Below are 12586 nucleotides of genomic sequence, written 5' to 3'. Positions count from 1 at the left end.
TATTTTTTTAAAATTTCAACAGGAAAAGGAATTCCTAGTTATTTATGGGTTAGATCGAAAATTCGTTCGTCTAACCATCAAAAATTTGTATTTTTAACAAAAATTAAACGACGGTATGAATTGTCTAATCGCAAGCCATAGGAGTTCAAAAAGTATTCTCAAAATTACCCTATGAAAATAGCACAGCTTCCTTTCGAGAAAACAGGTTTTTTCTCTAAAATCATGGTCGATTACCTCGCACAGAAAGAAAGCATACAGCCTTTTTATCATCATTTTCCTAACATAGAAGGATTTCAAAAACAATTGAAAGAAAAAGAAACTTCTTTCGCCCAAAGCACAAGAACTCTTTTATCTGAATCCCTTCAAAAACAATACGAAGGCTTTGATATTTCAGAAAAAACACAAGAACATATTGAGATCCTCAAACTTCCCAATACCTATACGGTTGCTACAGGACATCAACTCAACTTGTTTACAGGACCTTTGTATTTCCTCTATAAAATATTTTCTACCATCAATTTGGCAGAGCAATTGTCGCAAGAGTTTCCCGATAAAAACATTGTTCCCGTCTATTGGATGGCGACTGAAGATCACGATTTTGAAGAAATTAACTACTTTCATTTTCAAGGTAAAAAAGTAAAATGGCACCGTGACGAAGGGGGTGCAGTTGGACGATTCACTACAACAGGTTTATCGGAAGTTTTTAAGGAATTTTCAAATCATTTAGGGAATTCAAAAAATGCGCTAAAACTAAAAAATCTATTTTCAGAAGGATACTTACAGCAACAAAACTTGGCAGATGCTACACGATATGTTGCAAATGAACTTTTTAAGGAATATGGACTGGTAATTCTGGATGGTGATGATCTATCACTAAAACAATTATTTGCTCCAATCGTAAAAGAGGAACTCACACACCAAACTTCGTTCAAAGCAGTTTCTGAGACTATTCTAAAATTAGAGAAATCCTATAAAATTCAAGTAAATCCGAGAGAAATCAACTTATTTTATTTGAATAAAGGATCTCGTGAGCGTATCATTTTTAAAGACGGAAGCTACAAAATAAATCATACAGAGCTTCGTTTTACCAAAGAAGAAATCCTTAATGAGGTTGATCAAAACCCTTTGGCATTTTCTCCAAATGTAATCATGCGCCCTCTGTATCAGGAAGTTGTTTTACCGAACCTCTGTTATATTGGAGGTGGAGGCGAAATTGCTTATTGGCTAGAGCTCAAAGCATATTTTGAACATGTTGGAGTTCCTTTTCCGATTCTTTTATTAAGAAATTCAGTACAAATCGTTTCAACAAAGCAACAGCAGAAATTAGATGCTTTACAAGTTACTCACGAAGAGCTCTTTCTAGAACAACAGGAATTAATTTCTAAAAAAGTAATTGAAAATACAGAAATTGAAGCGAATTTTGAAGCCAAGATGAAATTCTTGAAAAATCAATTTTCTGAGTTAAAACAGATCGCAGAGAAAACAGATCGCTCATTTATAGGAGCGGTAAGCGCTCAGGAAAAAAAACAACTAAACGGGCTTAAAAATCTTCAAAAAAGATTTTTGAAAGCAGAAAAAAGACGACAAAAAGATTGGGTAGATCGCATTGTTGAATTACAAAATCAATTGCTACCCAACCAAAGTTTGGAAGAGCGTCAGCGGAATTTTTCTGAATATTATTTGGCCTATGGCCCCGAGTTTTTAAAGGTACTTAAAACATCCTTACAGCCATTAGACTCAAGATTTACACTGATAGAGTTATAACCCTATCGTATGGTTCGTCTTTACTAGGAGAATGACGCCCAAATATACGATTCATCGTAATTTTTAAAAAAAATTACTCCTTCCTAGAAATGATACAATCAACTATGAAAGACAAAGGACTACACCCAAAAAACAAATTCAACACTTCATATGATTTTGAGGATTTAATTGCTCGAAATCCTGCTTTAAAAGAGTTTGTCTTAGAAAATAAATTCGGAAGTATTAGCATTGATTTTGCCAACCCAACCGCGGTAAAAGAATTGAACAAAGCCCTACTTTATACTTATGAACCTATTAAGCTTTGGAATTTCCCAGATGAAAATTTATGTCCTCCCATTCCAGGGCGTTTGGACTATATCCATCATTTGGCCGATTTACTTGCTTCGGAAGAAAATTGTAAAATATTAGATATTGGAACAGGTGCTACTTGCATTTACCCTTTATTAGGCGTAGCTGAATACAATTGGGAGTTTGTAGGGGTAGATATCGATCTAGACTCTTTAGATAGTGCACAAGATATTATTGATGATAATGATTTGGATGCGAATATTAAATTGCGTCAGCAATTCGATGAAAATCAAATATTAAAAGGAGTTTTAGAAGAAGGTGATTCCTTTTCTGCGGTGATGTGCAATCCCCCTTTTTACAAATCAGCAGAAGAAGCAAGAGGTGCCAATAGAAGAAAAAACAGAAATCTAGGAAATAGCGGCGTGCGAAATTTTGCAGGAAACAACAATGAGCTGTGGTATGTGGGTGGTGAAAAAGCTTTTTTACACAACTATTTGTACGAAAGCTCTTTATTTAAAGACAAGAGCATCTGGTTTACCAGTTTAGTTTCTAAAAAAGAAAATGTAGACAGCATGGAAAAATCTTCTACAAAATTAGGAGCAACAAAATTTAAAGTGATTCCAATGCACCAAGGGAACAAAGTAACCCGAATTGTTTGTTGGAAATATTAAATCTTACTACTTCAAAAAAAAACACAATCAAAACATTTATTTTAATAATTAAAAATACAGTATTTTTCATCAAAACAAAACCCAAAAAAACCGAAGCTTATTGCTTCGGTTTTTTGATTTTATTTACAAAATGATTGACTTAGAAAAAATGCTCCAAGGCTACAAATGAATCACTTCATCGTAAGCATCTGCAACAGCTTCCATAACTGCCTCACTCATAGTAGGATGTGGGTGAATGGTTTTTAAAACTTCATGTCCTGTGGTTTCTAGTTTACGTCCCAACACTGCTTCAGCAATCATATCGGTAACTCCTGCACCAATCATGTGACAGCCTAGCCATTCGCCATATTTTGCATCAAAAATTACTTTTACAAATCCGTCTGTAGTTCCAGCAGCAGTTGCTTTTCCAGAGGCAGAAAATGGAAACTTCCCTACTCTCAATTCATACCCTGCTTCTTTTGCTTTTGCTTCCGTCATTCCTACTGAGGCAATTTCTGGAGTTGCATAGGTACAACCCGGTACGTTTCCGTAATCAATCGGTTCGGTATGTAATCCTGCCAATTTTTCAACACAGGTAATTCCTTCTGCAGAAGCAACGTGTGCCAAAGCTTGTCCTGAACCACATCTCCAATCGCATAATACCCTGGAATATTGGTTTGATAAAAATCGTTTACCAAGATTTTATCTCGATCAACAATAATTCCTACATCTTCCAATCCAATATTTTCAATGTTCGATTTTATTCCAACAGCAGATAATACGATATCTGCAGAGAGTGTAACTTCTCCTTTCTTTGTTTTTACCGTTGCAACAACCCCTTCACCAGAAGTATCTACCGATTCTACCGAAGCATTTGTCATTACATTAATACCCGCCTTTTTAATAGAACGCTCAAAATGTTTTGAGATATCGATGTCTTCAACAGGAACAATATTCGGCATGAATTCAACTATAGTTACCTCCGTACCCATTGCATTGTAAAAATGTGCAAACTCTACACCAATTGCTCCAGACCCTACTACAATCATCGATTTAGGCTGACTTGGTAAGGTCATTGCTTTTCGGTATCCAATTACTTTAACTCCATCTTGAGGTAAATTTGGCAACTCACGAGAGCGAGCACCCGTTGCAATAATTATTGAATCGGCACTGTATTCTGTTACTGTACCATCAGCTGCAGTTACATCTACTTTTTTTCCTGTTTTAATTTTTCCAAAACCGTTAATAATATCAATTTTGTTTTTCTTCATTAAAAAGGAAACACCTTTGCTCATTCCATCTGCAACACCACGACTTCTTTTAATGACTGCATCAAAATCCTTATCAATTGCTTCAGCCTTTAAGCCGTAATCATCAACATGTTTTAAATAATCATATACCTGAGCAGATTTTAATAAGGCTTTGGTAGGAATACATCCCCAGTTTAAGCAAATCCCACCTAAAGATTCCACTTCTACAATGGCAACTTTAAAGCCCAATTGCGAAGCTCTAATTCCAGTTACGTATCCTCCAGGACCACTTCCAATAATAATGATGTCGTATTTCATAATTGTGTTTGTTTTATTTTTGGGCGTTCAAGCGGGCTTTCCGTTCTATCTTTTTTTCGTTCCTCAAAAAAGGATGTCACTTCAATCCCTAACGCGTGCTAATTTACTAACTTTTGTATTTATTGCCAACTGATTGCAATATCCGTTCACTTATTTCTACATTCTTTCAGGAACTTGAATTCCCAACAACAAAAATGCGCGTTTGATAGTGTCTGCTACTTTATCAGAGAGCTGTACTCTAAATATTTTTTTCTCTTGATTGTCTTCTCCTAAAATTGATACGTTTTGATAAAATGAATTGAACTCTTTTACCAAATCATAAGTGTAATTTGCAATAATTGCTGGAGAATAATTGGCTGCTGCCTGCTGAATGGTCTCAGGAAATAACTCCAATTGCTTTAACAGTTCCTTTTCTTTTTCATGCAATTCGATAACTACCGGCAGCGAGTAATCAAAATTCGCTTTTCGGATAATCGACTGTATTCTTGCATAAGTATACTGAATAAACGGCCCTGTATTTCCTTGAAAATCTACAGAAGATTTTGGGTCGAACAAAATTCTCTTTTTAGGATCAACTTTTAAAATGAAATATTTTAATGCTCCCAAACCAATAATCTTGTACAATTCGTTTTTATCTTGATCCGAATACCCCTCCAATTTTCCCAATTCTTCAGAAATCTCTTTTGCGGTCATGGTCATTTCAGACATTAAATCATCTGCATCTACCACTGTCCCTTCTCTTGACTTCATTTTTCCTGATGGTAAATCGACCATTCCATAACTCAAATGAAACAAGTTTTTTGACCAAGAATAGCCTAGTTTTTTCAGAATCAAAAACAACACTTTAAAGTGGTAATCTTGCTCATTTCCTACTGTATATACCATTCCACCAACATCGGGCAAATCTTTTGATCGTTGTATAGCAGTACCAATATCTTGAGTCATATAAACGGCTGTTCCGTCTGAACGCAAAACCAATTTTTCGTCCAAGCCTTCTGCAGTCAAATCGCACCAGACAGAACCATCTTCTTTTTGATAAAAAACACCAGACTTCAACCCGTCTTCTATACTGTCTTTTCCCAATAAGTAGGTGTTACTTTCATAGTAAAGAGTGTCGAAATCTACTCCTAGGTTTTTATACGTAACATCAAAACCACTGTATACCCATGAATTCATCTCTTTCCACAGAGCTACTACTTGTGAATCACCAGCCTCCCATTTTAGCAACATTTCTTGTGCTTCTAAAATTAAAGGTGCTTGCTTTTTGGCTTCTTCTTCCGAACTTCCTGCTGCAACTAAAGCACTAATTTCTTTTTTATACTCTTGATCGAATTTTACATAGTAATTTCCAACCAACTTATCTCCTTTTAAGCCTGTTGAAGCTGGAGTTTCTCCATTTCCATATTTCTCCCATGCCAACATCGATTTGCAGATATGAATTCCACGATCATTGATAATTTGAGTTTTGTATACTTTTTTTCCAGAAGCCTTAATGATCTCTGCAACTGAAAAGCCTAATAAATTATTTCGAACATGCCCCAGATGCAAAGGCTTGTTGGTATTGGGTGAAGAGTATTCAACCAACACAGCGTCTTCCTGATCTTTGACTGCAACGGTTCCAAAAGTAGAATCGGTATAGATTGAATTGAAAAAAGTGCTGTAAAAGGCATCTTCAATCACCAAATTCAAAAACCCTTTTACTACATTATAATTGGTGATTTGTGAAACATGTTCCACTATGTATTTTCCTAAATCTTCACCTATCTGTGCCGGATTCCCTTTTTGGTAGCGCAACATCGGGAAAACTACGACAGTGAGGTCACCTTCAAATTCTTTTCGGGTTGCTTGAAATTCTACTGTAGGAATTTCGGTGGAATACAGTGCTAAAAAACCTTCTTTAACTTTGGCTTCTATGATGTTTTGAATATTCATTAAATGCTGAAAATTGAAATGCGAAATTAAACATTTTTATTTGTTTTTTTGAATGAATTATGGCCGATAATAATTGTATTTTTACAGAATAACAGCACTTCGACCGCTCTAAGCGATATTTTGATGGTGTTGAGAAAAATCAAAATTTATTTTACATGCAAAAACGCTTAGAAGAACTCCCAGAATTAGCCGAAAAAGCGAACAAAGAAAATAAGAAGTATTTTGCTAATTTAAAAAAAAGGACTCCCAAAGATTTAGACTATGTGATGCAAGATTTGCATGACAAAGAATTTGCAAAAACAGACTGTTTGGAGTGTGGGAATTGCTGTAAAACAACTTCTCCAATTTTTTCTGACAACGATACAAAACGTATTTCCAAGCATTTAAAAATGAAACTTATCGATTTTCAAACAAAATACCTGGAAAGAGATGCTGATGACTTTATGGTTTTGAAAACAGCTCCTTGTTCCTTTTTGGATGATCACGACAACACCTGTTCTATCTATGAGGTTCGACCAAAAGCCTGTTCTGAATACCCACATACCAACAGGAGAAAATTTATTCAAATCACTGATTTAACCATTTCAAATACTGCAATTTGTCCAGCTACCTTCAATATTGTGGAAGCTTTGAAAAAGCATTATCCATTTGAACCTAATAAAAAAGTTCGAAGATAAAACTCAGATACAGTCAGAACGACAGAGACTTCTCGTCGTATACCAATGCCTATTTGGTCTTTTTTTTATACTTTAGTAGAAAATAAAAACTAATTGGAAACCCTACTTCAATATTTCGAAACTATCTCCTCTGCACATAGAAGCCTTATTTTAGTGGGTGGAATTACCTTTTTTTGGCTTTTAGAAAGCGGAATCCCTTTGTTTAAATTTAATTATAAGAAGTGGAAACATGCCCTGCCTAATTTATTTTTTACCTTCACTACGATTCTTGTGAATTTTACATTGGCTTTTTTATTACTTCAAACGGCAGACTGGGTGCAAACAAATCAATTCGGCATTATCAACTGGCTTCCAGAAATTCCTTTGTGGTTGTATGGAGTTTTAGGAGTCGTCTTTTTAGACTTCTTTGGTGCCTACCTTAGCACATTTCGTTGAGCACAAAGTAAAACCACTATGGATGGTACACTTGGTTCATCATTCGGATCACAAAGTGGATACCACAACCGCAAACAGACATCATCCGATAGAGAGTATCATTCGTTTTGCCTTTACATTGTTGGGAGTATTTATCGTAGGAACTCCCATAGGAATTGTAATGTTATATCAATCCATCTCTTTAGTTTCAACACAGTTTACGCATGCAAATATTAAACTATCTCCTAGAGTGAATAAAATCTTAAGTTATTGTATCGTTTCTCCAGATATGCACAAAGTTCATCATCATCATATGCTTCCCTATACCGATGCGAACTATGGAAATATTTTTTCTATATGGGATCGTATTTTCGGTACCTACCTAGAACTAGATCGTAATAAAATCATCTATGGTGTCGATACCTTTCCAGATGAGGTTAAAAATTCATCTCTCGTTGAATTACTTAAGCAACCTTTTCAAGGATATAAAAAACCAACGGGTGTCGAGCAGATTTAATCTTTTCACCGTTGTACCTAAATATTCAAAAACTATTTGTAAATCAAATACTTACTTCTAATCACTTTAAACATTGCCAACTCCTTTTTCCAAGTTTTTCTGATCTCTTTCTCAGTCAATCCTTGCTCTATTTGCTGTTGGAGATGGGTTGTTCCTGCTAACTTAGTAAAAAAAGGATTGAAAAATTCTTGAGATCCATTTTGCTGATAGGCCTTTATCAGATAAGAAAGATTTAATTGAGAAAAGCGCTCAGTGGATCGTAAATCTTCTCCATAACAAGTTTTATTTTTAAATTTGGGGGATTTAGCACTTTCATTGGATTGAGGTGTGAAACTAAACGTTTTTTGGGTTAAAAATGGAGACCCATATATTTGAAATTGCATATCTGTTCCCCGACCAACAGATACATTGGTCCCTTCAAAAAAACACAAACTTGGATACAAATTGATACTTTTCTCATTGGGTAAATTTGGAGACGGTTTTATGGGTAAGGGATAAATCGTTTGGTGAGTGTAATTTTTTAAAGGAATCACTTTTAGATCACATTGAATTCCATTTTCAAGCCATTTTTCTCCATTGATCATTTGTCCATATTCTCCAATGGTCATGCCATACACCACTGGCACTTTGTGCATTCCAACAAAACTAGTATGTGCTAATTCTAATACTGGACCATCTACATAATGCCCATTCGGATTGGGTCTGTCCAAAATAATAAGAGGGATTCCCAACTCTGCACAAGCTTCCATGACATAATGCAAGGAAGAAATATAGGTATAAAAACGTGCGCCTACATCTTGAATATCAAAAACAACAACATCAATCCCTTTCAACTGTTTGGCAGATGGTTTTTTATGTTTTCCATACAAAGAAACAATTGGCAAACCTGTTTTACCATCTACACCATCTTTTATCATTTCTCCAGCGTCGGCTTTTCCTCGAAAACCATGTTCAGGGGCAAAAACTGTTTTTATATGGATTCCTAAAGACAACAAGCTATCTACTAGATGCTCAAAATACTTCTCTTCGCCTTGTCTTCTTCCCTTTGCAATCACTGAGGTTTGATTTCCAACAATAGCGACCTTCTTTCCTTGAAGGAAATAAAGGTATCGATCAGTTTGTGCGGCTCCTGTTTTTACAACTAACTGCTTGTTGGTCTCTGATACCAACTTAGGTTTTGGTTCTTGAGCACAAGAAATCAGCTGGAAAATGAAGACTAAAAACAAGAATAAATATGTACTTTTGAGAGGTTTAAAATTGGTCATTAATTTGAATTACGAGTTATTTATCGCCAAACGCATCATTGCTGGCAAAGAGTATAAAAATAGTATATCATCTCCAATAATAAAAATTGCAATCACTGCAATTGCATTGGGGCTTATTATTATGCTCATTGCGATCGCAACAGGTGCTGGTTTGCAACTAAAAATCAGAGAGAAAATTGCAGGGTTTAACGGACATGTTCAAATTGTAAATTACGACAACAATAATTCTGAGGTTTCTGTGGTACCTATTGATAAAAATCAGAACTTCTATCCAAATTTCAAAGAGATTTCAGGGATTAAAAACATACAAATATTTGCTTCAAAAGCAGGGATTTTAAGAACTAAAAACGATTTTGAAGGGATTGTTTTTAAAGGAGTCTCAACAGATTACGACTGGTCTTTTTTTGATGAATATCTGGTTGCCGGTCGAGTTCCAAATCTAGAGCTACCAAGAACCAAAGAGATTTTGCTCTCAAAAACGGTTGTAGATCGTTTGCAATTAAAACTCAATGATACCCTATTATCAACCTATATCAAAAATGAAGCAAGTACATTACCCACCAACAGAAAATATACACTTGTAGGAATTTATAATACAGGTTTTGCTCAATTTGACAACAGTATTATGATAGGTGATATTCGTGAAGTGCAACGATTGAATAAATGGACTGCAAATCAGATAGGGGGATTTGAAGTATTGCTTGACAACTTTGAAGAACTCGACCAAAAAGGAGATCAAATTTATCGCCTAATTGGAGCTAAGCTAAACAGCAAAACTATTGTGGAGAGTTATCCCACTGTCTTTGAATGGATCAAATTATTTGACAATAATGTTTGGTTTATCATTGCTATTATGATTTTAGTTGCTAGCATCAATATGATTACCGCCTTACTGGTTTTGATTCTTGAACGAGTGCAAATGATCGGAATCTTAAAAGCCTTGGGAAGTAATAATTGGGCAATTCGAAAAGTATTTTTATACAACGCATCTTATTTGGTTGTAAAAGGATTACTCTGGGGGAATAGTATTGGGTTGGCACTTTTACTATTTCAAAAATATACTGGAATCCTCAGCTTAAATCCAGAAACCTACTATGTAAGTGAAGTACCAATACACATTAGTATTTCAACAATAGTACTCCTGAATATTGGTACTTTAGTAATGTGTTTTTTGATGTTGATCATCCCCTCGTTTATTGTTACAAAAATCAATCCCGCAAAATCAATCAAGTTTGCATAAAATTGAATCAGAATACATTTAAAAGATTAGAATGAAAAGCCTGACACTTGTGGAACGCACAAAAAGAAATTACATTTGTACTTGTAAAATTACGACATGAACTACGCTGAAAATATATTAGAAACAATCGGAAATACTCCACTAGTAAAACTAAATACACTTACCAAAGAATTGCCTTGTTTGGTTCTTTCAAAATACGAAACATTTAATCCCGGAAATTCTGTAAAAGACAGAATGGCTTTGCAGATGATAAACGATGCAGAAGCAGACGGTCGTTTACAACCCGGAGGAACAATCATTGAAGGAACTTCAGGGAATACTGGAATGGGATTGGCATTGGCTGCAATTGTAAAAGGATACAAATGTATTTTTGTAATGGCTGATAAACAATCTAAAGAGAAAATAGATATTTTAAGAGCTGTTGGTGCAGAAGTAGTTGTCTGCCCTACCAATGTAGACCCAAAAGATCCAAGATCTTATTATTCAGTTTCGAAACGATTGGGAGAGGAAATACCGAATTCTTGGTATGTAAATCAGTACGATAACCCTAGTAATTGTAAAGCCCATTTTTTAAGTACAGGACCAGAAATTTGGGAACAAACTGACGGAAAAATAACTCATTTTGTTGTTGGAGTTGGTACTGGAGGAACTATATCTGGAGTTGGAAGTTACTTAAAAATGAAAAACCCTAACATCAAAATTTGGGGAATCGACACCTATGGATCAGTATTTAAAAAATATCATGAAACTGGTATTTTTGATGAGAATGAGATTTATCCATATATCACCGAAGGAATTGGCGAAGATATTTTACCTAAAAATGTAAATTTTGGTGTCATTGATGGTTTTACAAAGGTAACCGATAAAGATGCAGCTATTTACACTCAGAAATTATCGAAAGAAGAAGGGATGTTTTTAGGAAACTCTGCTGGAGCAGCGATTAAAGGAGTCTTACAGTTGAAAGAACATTTTACAAAAGACGATGTCGTAGTAGTCTTATTTCACGATCATGGAAGTCGATATGTTGGTAAAATGTATAATGATAGCTGGATGCGTGAAAGGGGGTTCTTGGAAGAAGAAGTAAAGACAGCTGCCGATTTGATTAAAAATCATACAGAAAAACCTATGGTAGTTGTGCAAACAGAAGAGTTAGTCTCCCATGCAATTGAACGAATGCGTGATTTTAAAATATCACAAATTCCAGTAAAAGATGTGGATGGTTTTGTAGGTTCCATTGATGAATCTTTGCTTTTACATCATTTTATGAACGATAAAAATATTAGCGACCGACCGATCAAAGAAGTCATGGGGAAAAAGTATCCAATTGTAAAATTAAATACCAAATTGGAAGAAGTCTCTAAACTAATCAATAAAGACAATCAGGCTGTTTTAGTTGACTTAGAAAACGGAGCACACCATATTATCACAAAATATGACATAATTAGCGCCATTTAGTTTTTAAGAGAAATCTTTATATAAAAAAGCAGGATGCAATGTTTATAGACATTGTATCCTGCTTTTTAGTTTTTATTCTTGTATTGAAATGATGTTATGAGTCAGTCTTTACTGGTGTTCCATATAAATCATAATCACCGGCTTCATGAATTTTTATATCAATAAACTCTCCTATTTTTATATAGTGTTCTTTGGCATCAACTAATACATCGTTGTCAACATCTGGTGAGTCCGATTCTGTTCTTCCATAAAAATATTCTCCATCTTTTCGATCAAATAAACATCGAAAAGTTTTTCCAACCTTTTCCTGATTCAATTCCCAAGAAATTTGAGACTGAACTTCCATGATTTCATTGACCCGCTTAAATTTTATCTCTGAGGGAACATCGTCTTCCAAAACGTAAGCACCTGTATTTTCTTCATGAGAATATTCAAATGCTCCTAAACGTTCAAATCGCATTTCTTCGACCCAATCTTTTAACTCTTGAAACATTTCTTCCGTTTCACCAGGATACCCTACAATAAGTGTGGTTCTGATTGCCATTTTTGGAACTGTCTCTCTAAACTTGTGAATAAGAGCTGTTGTTTTTTCATGTGTCGTCCCGCGTTTCATTGACTTTAAAAGCTCTGTGTTGATGTGTTGAAGCGGTATATCTAAATAATTGCACACTTTCGGTTCACGTTTCATGACATCTAATACATCCATCGGAAAACCTGTTGGAAATGCATAATGCATACGGATCCATTCAATCCCATCAACCTTTACCAAGGCTTCTAACAATTCTGCTAAGGCTCTTTTTTTATAAATATCCAACC

8 protein-coding genes and 2 pseudogenes (1 of these 10 only partly in view) are annotated in these 12586 nt (G+C 35.0%); 6 read left to right on the top strand and 4 right to left on the bottom strand.

The features are described 5' to 3' along the window. Positions 1-171 precede the first annotated feature (171 nt). Positions 172-1764 (top strand): bacillithiol biosynthesis cysteine-adding enzyme BshC, encoded by a 1593-nt coding sequence (gene bshC / locus RRF69_RS08920; protein WP_316939454.1) that lies wholly within the window; start codon positions 172-174, stop codon positions 1762-1764. A 104-nt stretch (positions 1765-1868) separates the two neighbouring features. Further along, on the top strand, positions 1869-2723 hold the full coding sequence (gene rlmF, locus RRF69_RS08915) for a 23S rRNA (adenine(1618)-N(6))-methyltransferase RlmF (RefSeq protein ID WP_316939453.1): 855 nt from the start codon (positions 1869-1871) through the stop codon (positions 2721-2723). A gap of 159 nt (positions 2724-2882) precedes the next feature. Here the strand turns inward: rlmF and lpdA are convergent. Continuing rightward, positions 2883-4270, bottom strand: a pseudogene (lpdA, locus tag RRF69_RS08910) (dihydrolipoyl dehydrogenase). Between the two features lie 156 nt (positions 4271-4426). Continuing rightward, positions 4427-6202, bottom strand: coding sequence for an arginine--tRNA ligase (argS, locus tag RRF69_RS08905; RefSeq protein ID WP_316939452.1), 1776 nt, complete (start codon positions 6200-6202; stop codon positions 4427-4429). Between the two features lie 155 nt (positions 6203-6357). Here argS and RRF69_RS08900 point away from each other — a divergent pair, with 155 nt between their 5' ends. Together RRF69_RS08900 and RRF69_RS08895 are read left to right on the top strand one after the other, a co-directional pair. Then, positions 6358-6879, top strand: a complete 522-nt coding sequence (locus RRF69_RS08900) for a YkgJ family cysteine cluster protein (protein ID WP_316939451.1) — start codon at positions 6358-6360, stop codon at positions 6877-6879. Between the two features lie 93 nt (positions 6880-6972). Beyond that, a pseudogene (locus RRF69_RS08895) lies at positions 6973-7810 on the top strand (sterol desaturase family protein). A 32-nt stretch (positions 7811-7842) separates the two neighbouring features. Here RRF69_RS08895 and RRF69_RS08890 read toward each other — a convergent pair. Next, entirely contained in the window at positions 7843-9075 is a 1233-nt protein-coding gene (locus tag RRF69_RS08890) for a DUF1343 domain-containing protein (RefSeq protein ID WP_316939450.1), read from the bottom strand. Positions 9076-9079: 4 nt separating this feature from the next. On the opposite strand from RRF69_RS08890, the gene RRF69_RS08885 reads away from it, so the two are divergent. Both RRF69_RS08885 and RRF69_RS08880 read left to right on the top strand, forming a co-directional pair. Then, entirely contained in the window at positions 9080-10315 is a 1236-nt protein-coding gene (locus RRF69_RS08885; RefSeq protein ID WP_316939449.1) for an ABC transporter permease, read from the top strand. A gap of 96 nt (positions 10316-10411) precedes the next feature. Then, positions 10412-11770 (top strand): pyridoxal-phosphate dependent enzyme, encoded by a 1359-nt coding sequence (locus RRF69_RS08880; RefSeq protein ID WP_316939448.1) that lies wholly within the window; start codon positions 10412-10414, stop codon positions 11768-11770. Between the two features lie 94 nt (positions 11771-11864). On the opposite strand, the gene rimO is transcribed toward RRF69_RS08880, so the two are convergent. Next, positions 11865-12586: the 3' portion of a 30S ribosomal protein S12 methylthiotransferase RimO gene (gene rimO / locus RRF69_RS08875; RefSeq protein WP_316939447.1), read on the bottom strand. Its footprint extends 601 nt past the window's final position; only the last 722 of its 1323 coding nucleotides appear in the window; its start codon lies beyond the right edge, outside the window; its stop codon occupies positions 11865-11867.

Source organism: Polaribacter sp. HL-MS24 (assembly GCF_032758595.1).
GTDB lineage: Bacteria > Bacteroidota > Bacteroidia > Flavobacteriales > Flavobacteriaceae > Polaribacter.
This window is presented reverse-complemented; position numbering and strand designations above follow the sequence as displayed.